The following is a 21,331-nucleotide window of genomic DNA, read 5'->3' as shown; positions in this document are numbered from 1 at the left end:
GTTACATTTTACTACACCTCATGTACAATAGGAGTGTTGTAAGGAGAGCGTTCCGTTTTCCCGATTATCTTTATCCATCCAGGAGGATATGGCAAATGGCTACGAAGCGCAGCAAGCGTTGGACGTGGATGCTGATTCGCGGGGCTGACCGCCCGGCGGTTCAGTTCAGCATTCCGGCGCTGCTCATCACGGTTGCCGGCATTGCGATCATTGTCTCGATCACGGCAGCAATAACTCTTGTCATCGCCCAGACGGCATCGATGAACGCCATGCGCGTGCAGCAGGCGAAGCTGGAATCAGATATAACGGAGAAGCAGGAGCAGCTTGCGACCGCCCACCGCCAATTATCCGCGATTATGACCGAATCGAATCGGATGAAGGAGCGAATGGATCAAGTGGCGAAATGGGAGCAGCAGTTGAAGCAATACTTGAGCGCCTCCGGAGAAGCGGTACAGTCGCCGGCAGGTTCTTCCACCGGCAAGACATTTTCGCTGGGCGAAGCTGGTCGGCTTCCCGTAGGCGGTGAATATATTCAGAGGCTGTCCGATGACGCGCCCTCTGATTCCCGCCTTCATCCGCTGACTGCTACCTCGAATTCATTGGCAGATACACATCGGCAGTTGCGCCGGATGGAAGCGACATGGCGGGACTGGATGACGACGATTCCCGCCCTGTTGGCGCAAGCCGAGACATTCAAGCAGCGGCTCGATTCCACCCCTACCTTCTGGCCGACGGACAGCACCTATATTACATCCCGCTTCGGCAGCCGCTCCGACCCGTTCTATGGAAGCAGCGCGTTCCATGCCGGGCTCGATATTGGAGGGGACAAGGGGGATCCCGTCTACGCCGCGGCAGACGGCAAAGTCATCGCTTCGAATCACGACAAGATGAAGGGCAACTACCTTATCATCGATCACGGTTCATCGCTGACTACCCGCTACCTTCATCTCAGCGAGCGCGGCGTCCGTTCCGGAGAGCAGGTGAAAAAGGGGCAGGTAATCGGCAAGATGGGCTCGACCGGCAGAAGTACCGGGGCTCACTTGCATTTCGAGGTCCGCCAAGGCGAAGAGGCGGTCGATCCCGCCATCTATATCGGTTCCGGAGACAAGTAGAGAAATGTCAAATGACAAGAGAGGGGCAGAGACATGTTTTCCAGAAAAGAAAAAAGACCGCCTGGCACAGACACGTTAATCGGTCAGGCGACCACATTGGAAGGAACGGTGGATTGCGAGACGGATCTGCGAATAGAGGGGCGCATACGCGGCTCGATCCGGTGCAGCCGCAATATTACGATTGGGGAGACGGGCGTTGTATACGCTGACGTGGAAGGAGTGAGCGTCGTTATCGCCGGCTCGCTGACCGGTGATGTGATTGCCTCCGGCTCCCTTCTCATCGAATCGACCGGGCAGCTGAACGGCAACGCGACCTGCTCCGCCTTCATTATTAAGGACGGCGGGCAATTCAATGGAACGAGCTCCATGGGCGATGCGAAGAAGGCCTCCGCCTCAGCTTCCGTCACGCCCAACAGCACCGCGGCCGTATCCGCCAGTGAGAACGGCGCCTAGCCCTTACATACGAACAAGAAAGCCGGCGCACGATGCGCCGGCTTCTCTGTATATCAATTCGCTTAATGCTTGCGTCCCGGAATCTGACCGGTCCGCTCATACTCCGCGACAATGTGATCGATTTCTTTTTTCAATTCCGCGACCATTTCCGATTCAGGCACTTTGCGGATCATCTCTCCGTACCGGAACAACAATCCCTCGCCGCGCGCCCCGGCAATGCCGATATCCGCCTCGCGAGCCTCACCCGGCCCGTTGACGGCGCATCCGAGCACCGATACTTTGATCGGCACCTTGATCTTCGATATATATTCTTCGACCTCATTGGCAATCGAGAACAGATCGATGTCCAGACGGCCGCAGGTCGGACAAGAGACCAGCGTCGCCGCATTCGAGATGAGCCCGAACGATTTGAGCAATTCGCGGGCCACCTTCACTTCCTCGACCGGATCGGCGCTCAGGCTGACGCGCACGGTAGATCCAATGCCCAGCGAGAGCAGCGCGCCGAGACCGGCAGCGCTCTTGATCGTTCCGGAGAAGAGCGTTCCGGCTTCCGTAATTCCCAGATGAAGAGGATAAGGAATGACTTCCGCAGCCTTCGTGTAAGCGGCAATGGCCATCGGCACATCCGAAGCCTTGAGCGAGACGATAATATCGTGGAAATCCAGCTCTTCCAAAATTCCGATATGAAACAGCGCGCTCTCGACCATCGCTTCAGGCGTTGGATACCCGTATTTCTCCAGCAGATGATGTTCCAATGAACCGGCATTGACGCCGATCCGGATCGGAATTCCCCGTTCTTTGCATGCTTGGACGACAGCTTCGACTTTGTGGCGGCGGCCGATGTTGCCCGGATTGATGCGGACCTTGTCGATGCCGTTCTCAATCGCCTTCAACGCCAGGCGATAGTCGAAATGAATGTCAGCGACAAGCGGAATCGAGATCTGCTTCTTAATCTCCTTGATCGCTTCCGCCGCTTCTTCATTGTTCACCGTGACGCGCACGATCTGGCATCCCGCTTCTTCCAGCCGGTGAATCTCGGCTACGGTCGCCTGAACATCCGCCGTCTTCGTGGTGCACATGCTCTGAATGATGACGTCATTGCTTCCGCCAATCGTAACGTTGCCTACTTGTACAGGTCTTGTCTGATGTCGCAAATACATATCATTCTCTCCCATGCCGGAAACGGACGGAAAAGCGCCGATTAGGCGCTTTCCTCCTGCTTCTTATCCGTCGTCAGTTCCGGAATCATTCGTTCGCGCACGACTTGCTCGGTAATGACGCAGGTCGTAATATCATCCCGCGACGGCACTTCGTACATTACGTCCAGCATGATGCCTTCGATAATGGCACGGAGTCCGCGTGCTCCCGTATTCCGCTTGATCGCTTCCAGAGCAATGGCTTCCAGCGCGCTCGGCTCGAATTCAAGCTTCACGTTGTCCATCTCCAGCAGCTTCTGATACTGCTTCGTCAGCGCGTTCTTCGGCTCGCTCAAGATGCGGACCAGTGTATTCTCATCCAATGGCTCCAAGGTCGAGATGACCGGCAAGCGGCCGACGAATTCCGGAATAAGACCGAATTTGAGCAGGTCTTCCGGCAGCGTCAACGTCAAGTACTCGCCCGCCTTCAGATCCTTCTGCATGCCATCCGCATTGAAGCCGATAATCTTCTTGCCGACACGGCGCTTAATAATTTGCTCCAGCCCGTCGAACGCGCCGCCGCAAATGAACAGAATATTCGTCGTGTCGATCTGGATGAACTCTTGATGCGGATGCTTGCGTCCGCCTTGAGGCGGCACCGAAGCAACCGTTCCTTCCAAAATCTTGAGAAGCGCCTGCTGTACGCCTTCCCCGGACACATCTCTCGTAATCGAAGGGTTCTCGGACTTGCGCGCCACCTTGTCAATCTCGTCGATATAAATGATGCCCCGCTCCGCCTTCTCAACATCGTAGTCCGCAGCCTGAATCAGCTTCAGCAAAATGTTCTCGACATCTTCGCCGACATATCCGGCTTCGGTCAACGACGTCGCGTCCGCAATGGCAAACGGCACATTCAAAATTTTGGCCATCGTCTGCGCAAGCAGCGTCTTCCCGGACCCGGTCGGTCCGACAAGCAAAATGTTGCTCTTCTGCAGCTCGACATCCTCGGTTTTGTTCTGGCTGTTAATTCGCTTGTAATGATTGTATACCGCTACCGACAGCGATTTCTTCGCTTGATCCTGGCCGATGACATATTGATCCAGAATCGCGCGGATCTCCTTCGGCTTCGGAATGTCTTTCAGATCGATCTCTTCCTCGTGACCGAGCTCTTCCTCCACGATCTCCGTGCAGAGCTCGATGCACTCATCACATATATATACGCCTGGTCCCGCGACCAGCTTACGAACTTGCTCCTGGGACTTGCCACAAAAAGAACACTTCAATTGGCCCTTCTCCTCGTTAAATTTGAACATTCCTATCCCCCCTTACTTCAAACCCGGAATTCCCGGATGCAGAACGCTGTCTACAAGACCATATGCCTTCGCTTCATCCGCACTCATGAAGTAGTCGCGATCGGTATCCCGTTCGATTTTCTCATACGGTTGCCCGGTTCGATCTACATAGATCTGGTTCAGCTTCTGTCTTGTCTTAATAATCCAGTCGGCATGAATCTTAATATCGGACGCTTGCCCGCGGACGCCGCCTAGAGGCTGGTGAATCATAATCTCGCTATTCGGCAGCGCGATGCGCTTGCCTGGCGCTCCTGCCGTCAGCAGCAGCGAGCCCATGCTTGCCGCCAGACCGACGCAGATGGTGGATACATCCGGCTTGATATGCTGCATCGTATCATAAATCGCCATCCCCGCCGTAACGGAACCGCCCGGAGAATTGATGTACAGATGAATATCCTTCTCCGGATCGTCTGCCTGAAGGAAGAGCATCTGCGCGATAATGCTGTTGGCCACATCATCGTCAATGGCGCTTCCCAGAAAAATAATGCGATCCTTCAGCAGGCGCGAATAAATATCGTAAGAGCGTTCGCCGCGATTTGTCTGTTCGATGACCATCGGGATTAAATTCATGGTACCGACCTCTTTTCTTTACAAAGCTATACATTTCTATTTTATCATTTTCTGAACAAGATGTCATTTCCACAGCAGTTACCACTAGTGTATGTATGGCAGCGGGGCCTATTCCCGCCAACCGTATATGTATCCGGCGCAGCTTATGTTCATCATGCGTCAGACTGCCTATAAATATGTACCACTCGATACGGAACAGTGAAACGTTACGTGATGCCAAGAAGCGATGATGGGAGAACGGAGCGACAGAGGAAAAAATAAGGCACGCTAAAAATAAACGTGCGTGCCTTATCCTGTTAGCAGCAGATTGCTGCGACATCGTATGTGATTGGATTATTTGCTGTTTTCCACCAAAAATGCAATCGTTTTGCGGATCAATGCTTCTTCGCGCAGGTTCTCGAGCGTACCGTTCTTGGTCAGGATGTCGCGAATTTCTTCAGCTGTGCGCTGGTACATTTCGGCCATCTTGTCCAATTCAGCAGACAACTCTTCGTCCGAGATGGACAGGTTCTCTTCCTTGGCGATTTGCTCCAGGACGAGATTGTTCTTCACGCGCTTGTCCGCTTCCTTCTGCATTTGCTCGCGCAGATCCGCAATCGTCTGGCCGGACAGCGTCAGGAACATATCGATGTTCATGCCTTGCATCCGCAGGCGGTTGTCCAGATCTTTCACCATATGCTGGATTTCAGACTCGATCATCGCGCGCGGAATTTCCACTTCGGCGTTCTCTGCCGCTTTGTCAACGACAGCCGCTTCGCGTGCGCCTTCCGCTTCTTTTTCCTTGCGGGATTGAAGCTGCTGCTTCAAGTCTGCCTTATATTCTTCAAGCGTATCGAACTCGCTTACGTCTTTAGCGAACTCATCGTCAAGTGCAGGCAGCTGCTTGCGCTTGATTTCATGCAATTTTACCTTGAAAACGGCTGGCTTGCCGGCCAGGTTCTCTGCATGGTAGTGCTCAGGGAATGTCACTTCGACATCCTTGAAGTCGCCTGTTCCCATGCCGACCAGTTGATCCTCGAAGCCTGGGATGAAGCTGTTGGAGCCCAGCTCAAGCGTGTAACGCTCCGCCTTGCCGCCTTCGAATGCTTCCCCGTCTACAAAGCCTTCAAAGTCAATAACGACGCTGTCGCCTGTCGCGGCAACATCCTCATCGACGATGATCAGCTCTGCGTGACGTTCCTGCATGCGCTTCAGTTCAGCGTCAAGCTCTTCTTCCGTCACTTCTACCGATTGTTTTTCCACTTCAAGGCCTTTGTACTCGCCAAGCTGTACTTCCGGCTTCACGGTTACTTTCGCTTTGAATTTGAACGTTTGGCCTTTGCCAATCTGTTCCACTTCGACATCCGGCTGATCGACCGGCTTGATGTCGGTTTCTTTTACCGCTTGGGTATACGCCTCTGGAAGCATAATGTCAATGGCGTCTTGGTACAGGCTTTCCACGCCATATTTCGCTTCAAAAATCGGGCGAGGCACTCTTCCTTTACGGAAACCAGGAACGTTCACACGCTTGGACACTTTTTTAAACGCTTGGTCCAGCGCTTCCGTCACGCGCTCCGCGTCGACCTCTACTTCCAATACCCCAACGTTCTTCTCTATTTTTTCCCAGGTTGCTTTCATTTTATGCCTTCCCCTCCAAAAAAGATCACATGGCTAGAGTGTACCATTATACGTCCGGAATAACCACTATAGTATAGCCGACTACGAAAAGTTTTTCAAGGCAATGCTTACAGGCATTTCCTATGTGCCATTATATGTTTTTTCTCGGCTGTCATAGAGACGGGGCCGCCGGATAGAATTCCCCGCCCCATCGCCGGTTCAGGTATCCTGCTCCCCGCTCAGCGATCGCGTAATCGCCCGCAGCGCCCGCTCATAGCTAATCCGCAGCTCCCCGGTCAGTCCGTAGATCGTCTTAACCTCCGCTTCCTCCTCTTCGATATGAAGCAGCCGGGCGACGATCCGGTGCAGGGCGGCCGCCCAAGCATCCGCTTCCCGTTCATCCCCTTCGCAGAGACGGCGGTACGTAGAAGTGCCGTATATCAGCTTAAGGAACTGCTGCCACATCTCGGATGCGAAGTAGGCGAGCGACGGCTCCCGCACCGCCGCGGATTCATTCACCCTCTCCGCCGGAGCAACCGCATTCGGAGGATACGACTCCAGATCGAGCGGCGTCGCTTCGATATCGACGACGACGCGCTCCTGGCCGCGGGTAAAAAATACCTCCCCTTCGATTCCCCGCCGCTTCAGCGTCTGCAAAATGCCGAATTGCAAGAGCGGATGAAGCCGCTCATGCTCCAGCATCCGAATCAGCGAAGGATCGATAGAATCATCCTCGGCCGCCGCCAGCTGCTCCAGGACAAGGAGCTTGCGATCATCCATATCGCCTTCGGTCAGCGAGGCGAGCAGCCTTGCGATATATTCACTGTCTGCTTGAAGCTTCTGATGGATCTGCTGCTTCAACATATCCCGTTCCGTCTCTCCGCTGTCCTCGGCTTCCTCGGTCCAAGGCCCCGCCTCCGGGAAGCCTTCTTCAGCGGCCCGCTCTGCTTCCGGGAACGCCGTTATTAACCATTGCATCAGCGCGTTCCACTCCGCTCTAATCTGATCGTCCTCTCCTCCGCATTGCAGCAGGAAGCGGAGCAGCGCGATCGCTTCTCCGTAACGCTCGGACTCCAGCATGCGTGTCAATTCGATTTGGTAATAATCATGCGTTTTCGGAAACAGAACGACATTGTTTTTTTCCGGCAGGATCTGATCGTCCGTCATGCAAGCACCTTCTTTCTATATCAAGCCGACTACAGTAGCCTTCCATCGATCTTATGTATGATTTGTACGGGATGCGGGAGCGGCGGCATCCGTCATGCCGATAAGCCATTATACCATATCGCCATGCAGTTCTCCCCCTGCGAATCACCCGGATATGCCGACTCAGCCCCGGATACTCTTTTCAGAGTACCCCTTCCCGTTCCCCTTTATGAACAGCCTGTGCAAATCGGCTGGATGCAAAACATACTGGGAATAAAATCGGCACAAAACCGGCGAATGTAAAGGCATCTCCAAATCTTTTGTCTCCTTTATACGTGTCATGCGGGTGAATAGTTACGGAATCTAGTTCTCACGCATGCCTTCGTCCATAACGAGGGGGGAAGATTTCCGCCCAAAAAAAGCTGCTCCTATTTTTTTCTCATTTTTTTCGGTTTGATGGTTGCAAGGTAAGAAGATTTTTGATAAAATCATTAATGTTGCAAAAACAGATTATCTTCTTTTGTCCCAGTAGCTCAGCTGGATAGAGCAACGGCCTTCTAAGCCGTCGGTCGGGGGTTCGAATCCCTCCTGGGACGCCAGTTATTTTTTACATAGCTATTCAATTGGGACGCTCCGGCACCTTGCGAGACAAGGGATTGGAGTGTTTTTACTTTATTAAGCACATGTTCATACGAAGGACACAAAGCCTCGGAGCATCCGAGGCTTTGTACTATTCCAAATAGAGACCCGCATGCAGATCGAACAGGTAAATTTTATTCGCATGTCCGTCTTTACCAACAATAAACTCTGTCCTGATCTGTTCATAAGCGTCTTCTTTGGAGCCGGTAACGACCGTATCGATGAACTTTTTGTTTTGGAGATCGTATTGGTAGGCATAGGACAAGCCGCCTGAAATCAGATATTTCTCGCCATATAAGGCGAGGATGTCGCTTGTCCGATCTCCGACTTGCACCCCCCTCATGGTGCGGTACGCATTTTGTGAGTTTTCAGTAAGCCCGATAAGCACGACGGTTTCTTCCCCGCTATCTGGATTTACCCGGTAAACGACGGACACACCATGTTCATAGATATCAATGTTAGATGTGAACTTTTCTCCCGTCCCTAATACCTTTTCTGCGTCGCTTCTCTTCATTCCGTAGCCGACTTTCAAATTCTCATCATCCACCTTGACGATACTCAGATCTTCGATGGACATCGTATCCGGCTTCCATTCATCGCCGCACCCGGACAACAGCACCATAACCATAAGAGTAAGCATCATTCGAAATATATTCATCCAGGACCTCCCCGCTTGGTTAGGGTAATTTTACCATGCGCGGAATTCATAAAAAATCAAAAATATTTTCCCCGCCCTTGATGATAAAATCTTGTTAATTCCCAAACTGCCTAGGCCATAGCTGCCTATCGCGGGATGTCGTCGCCTTCAGGGGATGCGGGTAATAGAATGATGCAGGTCCGCGCACACTACGCGTACGAATGAATCGGAGTCCGAGAGGAGGGAGTTTCTTTGTCGACACGCTATATTTTAGCTTCTCTGAGCTATTTCAGCATCTTTTTTGCCGGGGTGATCCTGCCGCTCATCATCCTGCTCGTAACGAATGATGATTATGTAAGAAAGCATGCAGGGCGGGCGCTTATTTCGCATATTTTGCCGTACTTCTTTTTGGTCGTAGGGTTATTCAGCTTATTTGCGGTACATCCGTTTTTCAGCATCGGGATCATTTTGCTGCTGGGAGCGATCGCGCTCATTCTCGTCGTGTGGAATGTATATATGGGGATACGCGTGCTGCGCGAAGGCCGTGTATTCTAAAGGACAAACGGAAATGGACGCCCGGGTCCGCACGCCATGCGTGCCGGGTCCGGGCGCGCGTGCTCCTTATTCGTAGCCGGATTTTCGGCCGCTGTCATCCCACGGGTTTTTCTGAGCCGGATGCTTCGGGTTGGCCTTGATCACCGCATCGGCATGATTCGGCTGCTGCTCATACTTATTGCCTTTGTTATCCTTGGAACCTGCCATCTTCTTGTCACCTCCCCTTCTCAAGTCCTCGCCCTCGGACTGGGCTTTCCGCTTCGTCCGATCCGGGATCGGCCCGTTAATCCATCTGGAACAGATGGTCGACGGCATCCCTGACCTCTGTCGAGCCGAGTGCGGCATCCAGCAGCATATCCTTGCCGTTCACTTCCGCGCCCAGCGTGTCTGCCCCGAAATCCTCGGCGGCGAATTCCTCAAAAGCAGTATGCATCGGATTGTCGTACCAATCCGTCTCATAGTTCGCATCGTTGCGCACGGCCCGGACCAGCTCATAGCCTCCGTTGCGTACGGGCGCAATATAAGCGAGGATCGGCGTGGCCTTTTCATCCGCAGGAATCATGCCGATTTCGGCGCACAGCCGACCGTCGATTTCAACCGGACGCCGGAATTTGGTTGCTTTCCATGTCATGAGTGCTTCCTCCTGTCGTGTCTCATCTTTTAATCAAGCATTTGCTCGATAAATCGCTTCGTATCTGCCGTGCCCAATTTATGAATACACATATAGACAGCATTCAACCGCTGCTTATAAGGCATGTTCAACTTCTCCTCCGTCCCGGTCGGAGTAAGGGCCAAGACGTTGTGAAAGACATCGGTTTCCGCTTCGCCAAGCTGATCCATCAAGCCCTGAAGATGCTGAATCTCCTCCTCGTTGGCGTCCACCTTGAACTCATAGCTTTCCGCTTCCGGGTCGGAAAATATGGTCCGCCGTTGCACGGATACATACATCGGACGGCGTTCCATCGTCACCCCTCCTTTTTTCCCACCGCCCGACCGGGCGTTCGATTCATGCCCTTCGTCCGGCACAGGCAGGAGTTTTTCTTTATCTTCTCCCGATGGACATACATCTTATGCTGTTTTTCGCATAACCATGTTATTATCTCAATCTTCCGATGAACCCGGTTCATCATTCTTCCGGGGAGAGATTGGTGCGGAGAGGATGAACGTTACATGTGTGGAATTACTGGATGGATCGATTGGAAAAGGGACTTGACGCAGTATTCCAGCGTCTTGGAGCATATGACCGAAACGTTATCCGCACGCGGACCGGATGCCAAAGGAACATGGATCTCCGGTCCGTGCGCGCTTGGCCACCGCAGATTGTCCGTCATTGATCCGGAAAATGGCGCTCAGCCGATGATTCGCCATACGGAACGAGGGACCTATGCCATTACGTATAACGGGGAATTGTACAATACGAAGGAGCTAAGAGATGAACTGGCCAGCCGCGGTTACCGCTTCCGGACCCAATGCGATACGGAAGTGCTCCTTCTCGCTTATCAGGAATGGAAGGACAGCTGCGTTGAGCGGATGAACGGCATCTTCGCGTTCGCGATATGGGATGAGGCGGAACAGCGTCTGTTCATGGCCCGGGATCGGCTCGGGGTGAAGCCGCTCTTCTATGCCCGCGGGAATGGATTCCTCCTGTTCGGTTCAGAGCCGAAGGCGATGCTCGCCCATCCGGATATCGAGCCGGTGGTCAATGCGGAAGGCGTCGCTGAAGTATGGATGATTGGCCCCGCCCGGACACCCGGACACGGGGTATATCGCGATCTGGCGGAGCTTCGCCCGGGACATACGCTCCGCTATGACCGCAACGGCGTCCGCATTCAGGCGTACTGGACGCTGCAGAGCATGCCGCATGAAGCAACCGCGGAGGAGACGGCGCAGCGGGTTCGCGAACTGCTGGAGGACACCGTAGAGCGTCAGCTCGTCTCCGACGTGCCTGTCTGCACCTTCCTCTCCGGAGGCCTGGATTCCAGCGCGTTGACGGCCTTGACTATCCGTCACTATGAACGTCACGGATTAGGCCCTCTCCATACGTATTCCGTCGATTATGTGGATAATGATAAATTTTTCAAGGCTCACGCGTTTCAACCGAATGCAGACGCGCCATGGATTGAACGCATGGTCGAGACGCTCGGCACAGCCCATCATTGGATACAGTTCGATACGCCGGAGCTGGTCAACTCGCTGCAGCAGGCGGTACGCGTGCGGGATATGCCCGGAATGGCCGATATCGACGGCTCCCTGCTGCTCTTCTGTGAGGAGATTAAGAAAGGCGCCACGGTCGCTCTGTCCGGCGAAGCGGCGGATGAAGTGTTCGGCGGCTATCCGTGGTTCCACAGGGAGGATGCATTGAACGCCGACACCTTCCCTTGGGCGCTGGCGACTCCGCTCCGCGCCAGCCTTCTTCATCCGGAAGTGGCGAAGCAGATTCGCGCCGAAGAATATGTCGCGGACCGGTATGCCGACGCTGTGCGGGAAGTGGTGCCCCTGCCGGGAGAAGAGGCGCAGGCGGCCAAAATGCGGGTGATGTCCTATCTCAATATTACCCGCTTCATGCCGACCCTGCTCGACCGCAAGGACCGGATGAGCATGGGGGTAGGGCTGGAGGTGCGCGTCCCGTATACCGATCATCGGCTTGTCGAGTACGTCTACAATATTCCGTGGAGCATCAAGATGTATGGCGGCCGGGAAAAAGGACTGCTCCGCAAAGCGCTGGAAGGTGTTCTGCCGGAGGAGGTGCTGTACCGGAAAAAGAGCCCGTTCCCGAAAACGCATAATCCGAATTATTTGCAGGCGGTGCGTCGCCAAGCCCTGGCGCGGCTCGACGATCCGGCCTCGCCGCTGCATCAGTTCGTTCAACCGGATCGAATCCGCGAGATCGCCGCCTCCGAAGAAGCGAGCTCTCATCTTCCTTGGTTCGGGCAGCTGATGTCTGGCCCGCAGCTGTTCGCTTATTTGCTTCAAGTGGACAGCTGGCTCCGCGAGTACAATATCAGGGTCGCGTGGTAACGGCATGTCTCAACGGCACCCTCCATGCTCCCCGGCAAGAAGCCAAAAACACACGCCAACGGGTTCCTCGCCCCGCGGCGTGTGTCTTTGTGTGGCCCGAATCCCGGACAGACAGCGCCTGCTATCCGGGTATCCGGCTTATTTCGATTGGCTTGCCCGGATCGCCTGATCCAGATCGTTCAAAATATCATCGATCGATTCCGTGCCGATAGACAACCGGATGAGGCCTGGCGTAACTCCGGCCGCAAGCTGCTCTTCCTCGCTCAGCTGAAGATGCGTCGTGCTGGCCGGATGGATGATGAGCGACTTGGAATCGCCGACGTTTGCCAGATGCGACAGCAGCTTCACATGATTGATGACGCGGCGGCCCGCCTCGACGCCGCCTTTAATCTCGAAGGTCAGAATCGCGCCCTGGCCCTTTGGCAAATACTTCTTGGCCAGTTCGTAGGAAGGATGGCTAGGCAGACCGCAATAGCTGACCGAAGCGACGGCATCATGCGCCTCGAGGAACTGCGCTACGCGCAGCGCGTTCTCGCTGTGGCGCTCCATGCGCAGATGCAGCGTCTCCAGCCCTTGAAGGAGCAGGAACGCGTTGAACGGCGACAGCGTGGCTCCCATATCGCGCAGCAGTTGAACCCGCGCCTTCGTGATGTAGGCGACCGATCCGACCGCTTCCGTGTAGATAATGCCGTTATAGCTCGGATCCGGTTCGGTAAGGCCCGGGAACTTGCCTCCGGCCCAATCGAACTTGCCGCTGTCCACGATAACGCCGGCGATAGAGGTGCCATGTCCGCCGATGAACTTCGTCGCGGAATGCACGACGATATCGGCGCCATGCTCGATCGGGCGGAGCAGGAACGGGCTCGGGAACGTATTGTCCACGATGAGCGGCAAGCCATGCTCGTGAGCTATGGCAGCGACCGCCTCAATATCGAGCAGGTCGCCCTTCGGATTGCCGATGCTCTCGGCGTATAGCGCCTTCGTCTTGTCGGTAATCGCCTTGCGGAAATTGTCCGGATCGCTTGGATCGACGAAGCGGACGGTAATGCCGAGCTTCTTCAGCGTTGTCGAGAACAGATTGTACGTTCCGCCATATAGGCTGGAGGCCGATACGATCTCGTCGCCGGCTCCGGCAATATTGAGGATCGCGTAGGTGATGGCCGCCTGCCCGGAAGCGGTAGCCAATGCGCCGGCTCCCCCTTCGAGGGCGGCAACCCGCTTCTCGAACACATCTGTCGTCGGGTTCATAATACGAGTATAAATATTGCCAAACTCCTTCAGCGCGAACAGATCGCCCGCATGATCCGGATCACGGAACGCGTACGACGTCGTCTGATACAAAGGCACCGCGCGCGACAGGGTTGTCGGGTCAACCTCCTGTCCGGCATGAACTGCCAAGGTCTCCAATCCATAAGAGCGGGGTGTATCCGTCATCGTCAACCATCCTCCTCAACATGTGTTGACCGTATTTTCTCATATTTTCCGTTCGTTGCCTAGTATTAATCCATAGTATTCTTATCAAAAATATAAAATTAAATAAAAAACCGCATCGCAGCAAGCGATGCGGTCCAAAAAATGCGGTCTCCGCCGGTTCCTTCCCCGCCCGAAGCCGTCAGGCTGTCCCGGAGCGAAGCTTATCCAGCATCAGGCGGATGGCTGCGCCGCGATGGCTGATGCGCTCCTTCTCCTCCGGCGTCAACTCGGCCATCGTGCGTCCCAGCTCCGGAAGATAGAAGAGGGGATCATAGCCGAATCCATGATTGCCCCGGGGCTGGTCGATAATATAGCCGTCAGCGGTGCCGGCGGCCTCGACGAAGGACTGCCGCGCCGGATCATACAAGACGAGGACGCAGACGAACCGGGCCGGGCTCAGAATACGGCAGCCGGCCGGAGCTTCCGCGTTCGCTTCCAGCGGAGGAAGCTTCCCGAGCTCCGTCAGCAGCTTCGCGTTGTTGGCCTGGTCATCCCCATGCCCGCCCGCGTATCGGGCGGAGTAGACGCCTGGCGCCCCGTCCAGCCGATCGACGCATAGGCCGGAATCATCGGCCAGCACCGGCAGATTCAGCGCCTCGGCCATTGTCTTCGCCTTCTTCAGCGCATTGGCCGTGAACGTGTCGCCATCCTCCTCAATGTCGGGAAGCTGCGGATAATCGGCCATGCTCAGCACACGCTTGCCGAGCGATTGGAAGGCAAGCTGAAATTCCTTCAGCTTGCCCTTGTTCTGTGTCGCGATAATAATCGTATCTTGCTGCGGTATCATGGCTTCCCCTGTGTTCATGGCTTCGCTGTCTCTCCTTCGGCTGCTTCGGCTTGAGCGGAAATTTTGTCGGCAATCGGTCCGAGCGCTTCCTTCTGCAGCTTGACGATATCCAATATGCCCTTCTCCGCCACGGCAAGAAGATCGTTCAGCTCTTGACGCGAGAACGGGCTCTCCTCGCCGGTGCCCTGCACCTCCACGAACTTGCCGCTGCCGGTCATGACGACGTTCATATCGACCTTGGCCGTCGAATCCTCATCATAGTTCAAGTCGAGGAGCGTCTTCCCTTGCAGGATGCCTACACTGACCGAGCCCAAAAAATCGGTAATCGGGAACTTGGACAGATTGTGCTGGGTTGCGATCTTGTTGACCGCCATCGCCATCGCAACGAACGATCCGGTGATCGATGTCGTACGCGTGCCTCCGTCCGCCTGCAGCACGTCGCAATCGAGCGTGATGGTGCGCTCGCCCAGCGCATGCAGATCAACGACGGAGCGGAGCGCGCGGCCGATCAGCCGTTGTATCTCCATTGTGCGTCCCGTCAGCTTGCCGCGGGCCGATTCACGCTGATTGCGAACCTGCGTCGCCCGGGGCAGCATCGAGTATTCGGCCGTAATCCAGCCCTTCCCCTGCCCTTTCATGAACGGGGGAACCTTCTCGTCAATCGATGCCGTGCACATGACCCTCGTGTCGCCCACTTCGATGAGGACCGAGCCCTCCGCGTATTTATTCGTATTCGTCCGAATCGTAATCGGGCGGAGTTCATCCGCCTGTCGTCCGTTGCTTCTCATGAATTTATGCCTCCTGACATTGCTCTGTCGTCCGATAGGGAACATTTTCTTATTCTATCAAAGACCTTGGCGAAAATCACCTGTTCTACCCTTTCCAGGCCGGATTAATGACCGGCCGCGCCACAGGCTCCGAATAGTTTTTCTTATCGGTACCTTGAATATCCGCGTTGCCGTTCATCTTTATTCTCACCTTGGCAATGCCTTCCCGCTCGGTCAGCGACAGAACGACGGCCTTCAACAGCTCGGCCGGCACCGGCTCGCCCGCCTCGAACATTGTATCGGCCAGATCGACGGTCAGCGTATCGCCCTCCTGGGCAATCGCGCTGACGGTTGTCTCGTCCGAAGCGACCCGCTCCAGCCTCTTCGGATTGAGCGGCCCCGCAATAATTTGCTCCAGTGTCGCTTCAATCGGATTACTCGACGGCTCGACGAGCCGGGTGACGGGCACGAAATAGGACTTGCCCTCCTCGCTGTAGCTGGAGAAATAAAGGGTCACCGGCATCGAGCGCAAATAATTAACCGAATCGGATTTCTCCACATTGATTCCGAACTGGCGGTTCAACGGGATATCCAATGGCGTGCCGTTTTTCGGCATTTCGTTCAATTTATGCGAATCCATCCACAGCTGGACGTTCTCCACGTCCGGCAGCGAGGTCAGCGTCCACGTTATCGCTTCTAGCATCTGCCGTTCCTCTGCCGGCTCATAATTGGCGAACTCCTTCGACAGCTCTACAATCGCGAGCTTCTGCTCCGGCTTCAACGTCACATTCGTAACGCCTGTCCCTTGGGGCAGCACCGCCTCGAATCCGGCAGGAAGCTTGGCGCTGTGCAAGCCCTGCTTCACGAGCAGCTCCAGCGAGGCCTGCGCGAGGCCCTTCCCGTCCGCCGCATCCCACTGGTAGGAGATCGGGGCCAGATAGCCGTTCCGGTCCCGCAGATAGACCGTCATGTTGGCGTCCGTCTGCGCATCCTCCTGCCCAGTCAGACTCGTGCCGGGGGAACCCAATCCGCCTTCCGCTTCCGCCATCATCCTTGCTTCAATATCGGACGGAGGCGCGTCAATGGCCCCATCGCCGCCTCCGCAGGCACTCAATAGTAAAGGGAGTGTCAGTATTACCGCCAGACTTCCTTGCCGCCAACCACTTGTCCGCCTCATGAGCGATACAACCTCCTTCAAGTTCGTTGCAGGAGACGGTGAAGTCTCCCCCCGTTTGTCCTATGTATACGAGCAGGCTGTCCGCTTCATGACAAGTTGTTGGGCCGGATTTCGGTTGCGGGCATTCGCCCGCGTTTTTCATGGCGGGGAAGGAAGGTTATGGGTACTCGGTGTCGAATACATAAGTGATGTGACGAATCCACACGCTATGGAAATGAACAAAAAAGAGGTGCTCAACGATGAATCAACCGACAGATATGAACGTGCCCGCCGAGGCCAAAAAGCCTTATAGTCTGGACAGTGATAAAATCGAGAAGGCCACTCGCGAATGGCTCCAAAAGCGGGGTATTACGGTGGACCAGATTGCCGAGCTGGTCATGTTTTTGCAGCGGCAGTACTTCCCGGAGCTGACGATAGAATATTGCAAATATAACGTCGAGCAGGTGCTTCTGAAGCGGGAAGTGCAGAATGCCGTGCTGACCGGCATCCAGCTCGATATTTTGGCGGAGGAGGGCAAGCTCATTCCGGCCCTGCAGGAAATGATCGAGAACGACGAGAGCCTGTACGGCGTCGATGAAGTGTTGGCCTTCTCCATCGTGAACGTGTACGGCAGCATCGGCTTCACCAACTACGGATATGTGGACAAAATGAAGCCGGGCATTCTGCAGAAGCTGAACGACAAAAGCGACGGTCAAATCCATACGTTCTTGGATGATATCGTCGGAGCCATCGCCGCGGCGGCCAGCAGCCGCATCGCCCACCGCAAGCAGGCGGAGCGCGAGGAAGAGATGAAGGCGCTGGAGCCGTAACCCCGCCGTTCCGGGCGTTCTAGGAACGCTGGGCACGCGAACAGAGCCCGGTTCCTATGAACCGGGCTTGAGGACTTGCACGGCAGAAGCTCCCGCAAGCCGTTTTCAGCACGCAACGAGACAGCCCTGCCCCTGTTACTCGCGGCCGACCCTACAGATATTGCTGTAAATCTGCAGCATTTCTATATGACGTGTGCTCGGTTACAGGAGTTGCTGCAAAACTTCATCAATTTTGGACTATTCCATAGATTAGGGACAAAGATCAATGAAAATACTGTACTTTTCAGGCTGTTGGAAAACCCCTGTTTTTTGCGAAGGGGTGGAGATTGTCCATTTTCCTAATCAAAACTTGGCCCTCAGAGCGTTTTCAATCGATTTTTTCTAGTGAGAGACGAGATCCACCATATAAAAAATGAAGTGGAGAAAATTCCCACAGACTTCTCAACGGCCTGATTTTACGGGATCCAAGAGACCACGTCGGATCCTGGGGGCATCATCGCCTCCAGGAGGTATCATCACCTCGTTGCCTCTCGGGGCTTGAACGTGTGGAGGGAATTGCTGCTATTTTACAGGAATTTCGGCTCAATGAGTCCACATCCCGAGGAATTGCTGCAAATCTACATCATTTATGGCCCTCTTGCTTCAAGTCGAAGCAAAACGGGTGAAATTCCTGCAGTTTTGCAGGATTCGCTTTCTGGTAAAGTCGTCCATATCGAATTGCTGTATTTGCGCAGGATTTCGCTTACCGAATAGAAGTGTCTGGAGAAATCGTGTAGTTTTGCGGATTTCGCCTACCGGATAGACGTGTCTAGGGAAATGGTGCAGTTTTCAGGTCGTTGGAAACCCCCTGTTTTTTTCGAAGGGGTGGAGATTGTCCATTTTCCTACTCAAAACTTGGCACGCACAGCGTTTTAAATCGATTTTTTCTACGGAGAGACGAGATCCACCACATAAAAAATGAAGTGCCAAAAAATCCCTTGACTTTCTCAACAGCCTGACTTTTGCAGGAATTTCATTAAAGTGCGGCCAAAAGAGCGAAAATTGCTGCATCCACGCAGGATTTCACTGCCTCATCCATTTTCAACCGATTTATGCGCCGCCCTTTTTCCCGCCTGCACAATCTTGGTCTGCCCGCCGCCGTTATTCCGCCTTCACAATCTCTGTTCGCTCGCCGCCCCAAACTTTTGGCAATGCCTATGAGGCACCCACATCGCGTCAGCCGGTTCGGAAGCGGATAGGCGCGGATGCGGACGGCGGAGTTCGCCGCGCTAGTCCCCTCCGCTCCAACTCCAGCAGATGTGCGAGCGCTTCTCCCATCGCGAAGCGGAATTGATGGATGGTGAGGCGTTCCGGACTGCCGAAGCATCGCACGCATACGTCGTAAGCGGTAGGCGATTCCGCCAGCAGCGATGCAATGGCTGCCAGCCGCTCCTCATGGTGGCGCAGCAGCTCATCGATGCGGGCCGCATAATGGCGGAACGGGTGGCGGTGGCCCGGCAGCGCCAGCTCCACTCGGCAGCTCCTCAGCCTCGTGAGGCCCTCCAAATACGATTGGAGCGGCTGCGGGTCGCTCCCGGGCATATAGCTCACATTCGGCGAAATCTGCGGCAGCACATGATCCCCTGCCAGCATCAAGCCGCTGGCCGCATGATAGAAGCTGAGATGCCCGGGGGCATGACCGGCCGTCTCCAGCACGTCCCAGGTCCGTCCGCCGAACGCCGCCTGCTCGCCGTCGCGAAGGAACTCCACCTCAGGCAGCGGCGCGACGAGCGGAAGGAAGCCGTCCATATGCGCCTCGATGGACGCGACGATCGGGGCCGGAACGCCATGCTGCGCGAACAAAGCCATCATCGCTTCGGACATCCGCTGCCCCGGCCCCCACATGCGCAGCGCATGCTCCCACCCGGTCTCCGAGATCGATACCGGGATGTCCAACTGCCGCTGCAGCCGGCCGGCCATCCCGAGATGATCTGGATGGTAATGGGTCAGGACAATGCGGGCGACAGGCCCTTCCAGTTCGCTCAGCAGCGACGCCCAGCAGGCTTCCGCCTCTTCAGTTCCCAAGCCCGGATCGACAATCGTATACCCTTCCGGCCCTGTCAACAGATAGCTGTTCACCCAGCGAAGGGAGTACGGAACCGGAATGCGCGCCTGCAGCACGCCGTCGGCCGGCTGGTGCAGCTGGACCGGATCGGCTCCTTCCCCCTGCGTATGTCGGATATCGTTCATCTATGTATACCTCGCTTTCCTGCCCGAAGTTTGCCTCCAGCAGCGCTCTACGGAAGTATCCGGCAAAACCCTCTTCCATATGAACCATCGCCGCCGGCTAGACGACGGAAGTGGGGTCCGGTGTCCGCAGACGAACGGCTCGCTATGGCCGGTGTCCAACCATAATCATGCGCTTGGACTGTTCCTCGTCATAGGCGGCCCCGTCATAGCTGCCATGGACCTGATCGATGACAAGCCCGGCCTCATCCATCATGTTCCGGAAATCCGCCAATTCATACAGCCGGACACGCTCTTCATATTCCCGCTGCTCCCCGCCGGAAGCATCCGTCAGCGTGATCGCCTTCTTGACGAAGCCGTTCTCGATGCGGCGCCGCTCCTCGATGCGCGTCCCGCCGTCCACCCGTTCCGAATGCGGCACCAGATGCTGCCGGACATAGGACGGATTCAGGAAATCGACGATAAAGCGGCCCTGCGGCTTCAAGACGCGATGGATCTCCTGGAAGACGCGGGCATTGTCCTCATTGTCTGTAAAATAGCCAAAAGACGTAAATAAATTCACGACGGCATCAAACGGTCCGTCTACAGGCAGCTCTCTCATATCGCCGCGGAGAAACTTCACCTGGCCGCGGGTGTCGTGCGCCATCGCCTCCTCCAGCAGCACCTCGGACAAATCGACCCCGGTGACCCGGTAGCCCGCTTCCGCCAGAGCCAGCGCATGCCGGCCCATGCCGCAGCACAAATCGAGGATCGATGCGGACGCCGGAAGCCGAAGCCACTCCATCATCCCGTGCACTTCCTGCGTCGCGCCCTGAAAATCCCGGTGGCGGTATACGAGCAAATAATCGCGGCCGAAGCTTCGTTCATACCATTCTGTCACAGCAATCACCTCATCTATTCTCTACCTCATTGTAACGGCTGCATCCGCTTTTGCATAGGTGTGGCAGCTACTCGTGCGCCGGACTGTCCTGACCGTTCGGGATAACGACGATGTATCTCAGAACATAGAACAACTTTGGAATCACCTCCATATTTTTACTTCCCCGGATCAGCAAAAAAAGCCCTGGGCGGAAAGAACGGAGCTCGTCCTTCTCACTGCCCAAGGCATTCATTGCGTGCCAAAATGGTATTGTCCTGCTATTCATTCATCGGTTCCAGCGGCTTCGCATTGCCGTACACCGGATAGGCCCGCTTCGTCGGCGCCGCCCATTCCACCGCGTTGGCGATGACCCGCTTCACGTTCTCGTTGTAATACGTAGGATACGTTTCATGGCCCGGGCGGAAGTAGAACACTTTGCCCATGCCGCGGTGATAACAGCAGCCGCTGCGGAATACCTCGCCGCCCGTGAACCAGCTGACGAATACCAATTCGTCCGGCTGAGGGATGTCGAAGTGCTCGCCGTACATTTCCTCCCGCTCCAGCTCGAAGTATTCCCCGATTCCTTCGGCAATCGGATGGTTCGGAGCTACGACCCATAGCCGCTCCTTATCATTCGCTTCGCGCCATTTCAAATCGCAGCCTGTTCCCATCAGCTTTTTGAAGATTTTGGAGAAATGGCCCGAGTGCAGAACGATAAGCCCCATGCCGTGCAGCACCCGCTGGTGCACGCGCTCCACGATGGCGTCATCCACCTCGTGGTGAGCCATATGGCCCCACCAGATAAGGACATCGGTATCGTTCAGCACCTCTTCGGTGAGGCCGTGCTCCGGCATGTCGAGAGTCGCGTATCGGATATCGCAACCCGAGCCCAACCCCTCGCCAATCGCTTGATGAATGCCCTTCGGGTACACTTCGGCGACTTTGGGATTGTTCTGCTCGTGCCGGTACTCATTCCAAATCGTTACTTTGCGTCGCTGTGTCATCGTTGTCTGCTCCTT

22 protein-coding genes and 1 tRNA gene are annotated in these 21,331 nt (G+C 55.3%); 7 read left to right on the top strand and 16 right to left on the bottom strand.

Annotated features, from left to right (window positions below; translation table 11 throughout):
- Positions 1-95 precede the first annotated feature (95 nt).
- The gene (locus NNL35_RS30360; protein WP_006678557.1) at positions 96-1,112 is read left to right on the top strand and encodes a M23 family metallopeptidase; all 1,017 of its coding nucleotides are present in this window, start codon (positions 96-98) and stop codon (positions 1,110-1,112) included.
- 33 nt (positions 1,113-1,145) lie between these two features.
- Positions 1,146-1,565, top strand: a complete 420-nt coding sequence (locus tag NNL35_RS10140) for a bactofilin family protein (protein WP_006678556.1) — start codon at positions 1,146-1,148, stop codon at positions 1,563-1,565.
- Between the two features lie 62 nt (positions 1,566-1,627).
- Here NNL35_RS10140 and ispG read toward each other — a convergent pair whose 3' ends face one another.
- The 5 genes from ispG to NNL35_RS10115 form a co-directional block, all read right to left on the bottom strand.
- Complete coding sequence (gene ispG / locus NNL35_RS10135) at positions 1,628-2,725, bottom strand: flavodoxin-dependent (E)-4-hydroxy-3-methylbut-2-enyl-diphosphate synthase (protein WP_006678555.1); 1,098 nt, start codon at positions 2,723-2,725, stop codon at positions 1,628-1,630.
- A gap of 41 nt (positions 2,726-2,766) precedes the next feature.
- Positions 2,767-4,014 carry an ATP-dependent protease ATP-binding subunit ClpX gene (gene clpX, locus NNL35_RS10130; protein WP_006678554.1) on the bottom strand — a complete coding sequence of 416 codons (1,248 nt, stop codon included), beginning with the start codon at positions 4,012-4,014 and terminating at the stop codon, positions 2,767-2,769.
- Between the two features lie 12 nt (positions 4,015-4,026).
- Positions 4,027-4,623, bottom strand: coding sequence for an ATP-dependent Clp endopeptidase proteolytic subunit ClpP (clpP, locus tag NNL35_RS10125; protein ID WP_006678553.1), 597 nt, complete (start codon positions 4,621-4,623; stop codon positions 4,027-4,029).
- 333 nt (positions 4,624-4,956) lie between these two features.
- The gene (gene tig / locus NNL35_RS10120; protein WP_006678552.1) at positions 4,957-6,240 is read right to left on the bottom strand and encodes a trigger factor; all 1,284 of its coding nucleotides are present in this window, start codon (positions 6,238-6,240) and stop codon (positions 4,957-4,959) included.
- A gap of 198 nt (positions 6,241-6,438) precedes the next feature.
- Positions 6,439-7,386, bottom strand: coding sequence for a hypothetical protein (locus tag NNL35_RS10115; RefSeq protein WP_006678551.1), 948 nt, complete (start codon positions 7,384-7,386; stop codon positions 6,439-6,441).
- Positions 7,387-7,887: 501 nt separating this feature from the next.
- On the opposite strand from NNL35_RS10115, the gene NNL35_RS10110 reads away from it, so the two are divergent.
- Positions 7,888-7,964: transfer RNA gene (locus tag NNL35_RS10110), tRNA-Arg, on the top strand.
- Positions 7,965-8,095: 131 nt separating this feature from the next.
- On the opposite strand, the gene NNL35_RS10105 is transcribed toward NNL35_RS10110, so the two are convergent.
- Entirely contained in the window at positions 8,096-8,662 is a 567-nt protein-coding gene (locus tag NNL35_RS10105) for a hypothetical protein (protein WP_006678550.1), read from the bottom strand.
- A 231-nt stretch (positions 8,663-8,893) separates the two neighbouring features.
- Between NNL35_RS10105 and NNL35_RS10100 the strand changes: the two genes are divergently transcribed.
- Complete coding sequence (locus NNL35_RS10100; protein WP_006678549.1) at positions 8,894-9,196, top strand: magnetosome magnetite crystal formation protein family; 303 nt, start codon at positions 8,894-8,896, stop codon at positions 9,194-9,196.
- 66 nt (positions 9,197-9,262) lie between these two features.
- Here the strand turns inward: NNL35_RS10100 and NNL35_RS10095 are convergent, their stop codons facing one another.
- The 3 genes from NNL35_RS10095 to NNL35_RS10085 form a co-directional block, all read right to left on the bottom strand.
- Positions 9,263-9,403, bottom strand: a complete 141-nt coding sequence (locus tag NNL35_RS10095; protein ID WP_165980001.1) for a hypothetical protein — start codon at positions 9,401-9,403, stop codon at positions 9,263-9,265.
- A gap of 76 nt (positions 9,404-9,479) precedes the next feature.
- A complete protein-coding gene (locus tag NNL35_RS10090) occupies positions 9,480-9,827 on the bottom strand; it encodes a hypothetical protein (protein ID WP_006678548.1) in 348 nt (115 codons plus the stop codon).
- Between the two features lie 29 nt (positions 9,828-9,856).
- Complete coding sequence (locus NNL35_RS10085; RefSeq protein WP_006678547.1) at positions 9,857-10,159, bottom strand: hypothetical protein; 303 nt, start codon at positions 10,157-10,159, stop codon at positions 9,857-9,859.
- A gap of 207 nt (positions 10,160-10,366) precedes the next feature.
- On the opposite strand from NNL35_RS10085, the gene asnB reads away from it, so the two are divergent.
- Positions 10,367-12,214, top strand: coding sequence for an asparagine synthase (glutamine-hydrolyzing) (asnB, locus tag NNL35_RS10080; RefSeq protein WP_006678546.1), 1,848 nt, complete (start codon positions 10,367-10,369; stop codon positions 12,212-12,214).
- A 138-nt stretch (positions 12,215-12,352) separates the two neighbouring features.
- Here asnB and NNL35_RS10075 read toward each other — a convergent pair whose 3' ends face one another.
- The 4 genes from NNL35_RS10075 to NNL35_RS10060 form a co-directional block, all read right to left on the bottom strand.
- Entirely contained in the window at positions 12,353-13,648 is a 1,296-nt protein-coding gene (locus tag NNL35_RS10075; protein ID WP_006678545.1) for a homocysteine synthase, read from the bottom strand.
- A 178-nt stretch (positions 13,649-13,826) separates the two neighbouring features.
- Positions 13,827-14,492 carry an XTP/dITP diphosphatase gene (locus NNL35_RS10070; protein WP_006678544.1) on the bottom strand — a complete coding sequence of 222 codons (666 nt, stop codon included), beginning with the start codon at positions 14,490-14,492 and terminating at the stop codon, positions 13,827-13,829.
- Complete coding sequence (rph, locus tag NNL35_RS10065) at positions 14,489-15,262, bottom strand: ribonuclease PH (RefSeq protein ID WP_006678543.1); 774 nt, start codon at positions 15,260-15,262, stop codon at positions 14,489-14,491. The genes NNL35_RS10070 and rph overlap by 4 nt, the downstream gene beginning before the upstream one ends.
- Before the next feature lie 85 nt (positions 15,263-15,347).
- Positions 15,348-16,355 (bottom strand): GerMN domain-containing protein, encoded by a 1,008-nt coding sequence (locus NNL35_RS10060; protein WP_254553325.1) that lies wholly within the window; start codon positions 16,353-16,355, stop codon positions 15,348-15,350.
- A gap of 302 nt (positions 16,356-16,657) precedes the next feature.
- Between NNL35_RS10060 and NNL35_RS10055 the strand changes: the two genes are divergently transcribed.
- Both NNL35_RS10055 and NNL35_RS10050 read left to right on the top strand, forming a co-directional pair.
- Positions 16,658-17,227 (top strand): phosphatidylglycerophosphatase A family protein, encoded by a 570-nt coding sequence (locus tag NNL35_RS10055; RefSeq protein ID WP_006678541.1) that lies wholly within the window; start codon positions 16,658-16,660, stop codon positions 17,225-17,227.
- Positions 17,228-17,812: 585 nt separating this feature from the next.
- Complete coding sequence (locus NNL35_RS10050) at positions 17,813-17,980, top strand: hypothetical protein (protein ID WP_254553324.1); 168 nt, start codon at positions 17,813-17,815, stop codon at positions 17,978-17,980.
- 462 nt (positions 17,981-18,442) lie between these two features.
- Here the strand turns inward: NNL35_RS10050 and NNL35_RS10045 are convergent, their stop codons facing one another.
- The 3 genes from NNL35_RS10045 to NNL35_RS10035 form a co-directional block, all read right to left on the bottom strand.
- Positions 18,443-19,456 carry an MBL fold metallo-hydrolase gene (locus NNL35_RS10045; protein WP_006680110.1) on the bottom strand — a complete coding sequence of 338 codons (1,014 nt, stop codon included), beginning with the start codon at positions 19,454-19,456 and terminating at the stop codon, positions 18,443-18,445.
- 142 nt (positions 19,457-19,598) lie between these two features.
- The gene (locus tag NNL35_RS10040) at positions 19,599-20,333 is read right to left on the bottom strand and encodes a class I SAM-dependent methyltransferase (RefSeq protein WP_006680111.1); all 735 of its coding nucleotides are present in this window, start codon (positions 20,331-20,333) and stop codon (positions 19,599-19,601) included.
- Positions 20,334-20,590: 257 nt separating this feature from the next.
- A complete protein-coding gene (locus tag NNL35_RS10035) occupies positions 20,591-21,316 on the bottom strand; it encodes a ThuA domain-containing protein (RefSeq protein ID WP_040734600.1) in 726 nt (241 codons plus the stop codon).
- Positions 21,317-21,331 lie beyond the last annotated feature (15 nt).

It is taken from the genome of Paenibacillus dendritiformis, assembly GCF_945605565.1.
GTDB lineage: Bacteria > Bacillota > Bacilli > Paenibacillales > Paenibacillaceae > Paenibacillus_B > Paenibacillus_B dendritiformis_A.
The sequence above is the reverse complement of the archived record's forward strand: the minus strand, read 5'-3'. Positions and strand labels throughout refer to the sequence as shown.

Coding starts and splice junctions, on each gene's coding strand:
- NNL35_RS10070 (WP_006678544.1), bottom strand. CDS start 14,492: ATGAACACAGGGGAAGCCATGATACCGCAGCAAGATACGATTATTATC.
- NNL35_RS30360 (WP_006678557.1), top strand. CDS start 96: ATGGCTACGAAGCGCAGCAAGCGTTGGACGTGGATGCTGATTCGCGGG.
- clpP (WP_006678553.1), bottom strand. CDS start 4,623: ATGAATTTAATCCCGATGGTCATCGAACAGACAAATCGCGGCGAACGC.
- asnB (WP_006678546.1), top strand. CDS start 10,367: ATGTGTGGAATTACTGGATGGATCGATTGGAAAAGGGACTTGACGCAG.
- NNL35_RS10115 (WP_006678551.1), bottom strand. CDS start 7,386: ATGACGGACGATCAGATCCTGCCGGAAAAAAACAATGTCGTTCTGTTT.
- NNL35_RS10105 (WP_006678550.1), bottom strand. CDS start 8,662: ATGAATATATTTCGAATGATGCTTACTCTTATGGTTATGGTGCTGTTG.
- NNL35_RS10075 (WP_006678545.1), bottom strand. CDS start 13,648: ATGACGGATACACCCCGCTCTTATGGATTGGAGACCTTGGCAGTTCAT.
- clpX (WP_006678554.1), bottom strand. CDS start 4,014: ATGTTCAAATTTAACGAGGAGAAGGGCCAATTGAAGTGTTCTTTTTGT.
- NNL35_RS10140 (WP_006678556.1), top strand. CDS start 1,146: ATGTTTTCCAGAAAAGAAAAAAGACCGCCTGGCACAGACACGTTAATC.
- NNL35_RS10085 (WP_006678547.1), bottom strand. CDS start 10,159: ATGGAACGCCGTCCGATGTATGTATCCGTGCAACGGCGGACCATATTT.
- NNL35_RS10035 (WP_040734600.1), bottom strand. CDS start 21,316: ATGACACAGCGACGCAAAGTAACGATTTGGAATGAGTACCGGCACGAG.
- ispG (WP_006678555.1), bottom strand. CDS start 2,725: ATGTATTTGCGACATCAGACAAGACCTGTACAAGTAGGCAACGTTACG.
- NNL35_RS10045 (WP_006680110.1), bottom strand. CDS start 19,456: ATGAACGATATCCGACATACGCAGGGGGAAGGAGCCGATCCGGTCCAG.
- tig (WP_006678552.1), bottom strand. CDS start 6,240: ATGAAAGCAACCTGGGAAAAAATAGAGAAGAACGTTGGGGTATTGGAA.
- NNL35_RS10050 (WP_254553324.1), top strand. CDS start 17,813: ATGAGTCCACATCCCGAGGAATTGCTGCAAATCTACATCATTTATGGC.
- NNL35_RS10095 (WP_165980001.1), bottom strand. CDS start 9,403: ATGGCAGGTTCCAAGGATAACAAAGGCAATAAGTATGAGCAGCAGCCG.
- NNL35_RS10055 (WP_006678541.1), top strand. CDS start 16,658: ATGAATCAACCGACAGATATGAACGTGCCCGCCGAGGCCAAAAAGCCT.
- rph (WP_006678543.1), bottom strand. CDS start 15,262: ATGAGAAGCAACGGACGACAGGCGGATGAACTCCGCCCGATTACGATT.
- NNL35_RS10090 (WP_006678548.1), bottom strand. CDS start 9,827: ATGACATGGAAAGCAACCAAATTCCGGCGTCCGGTTGAAATCGACGGT.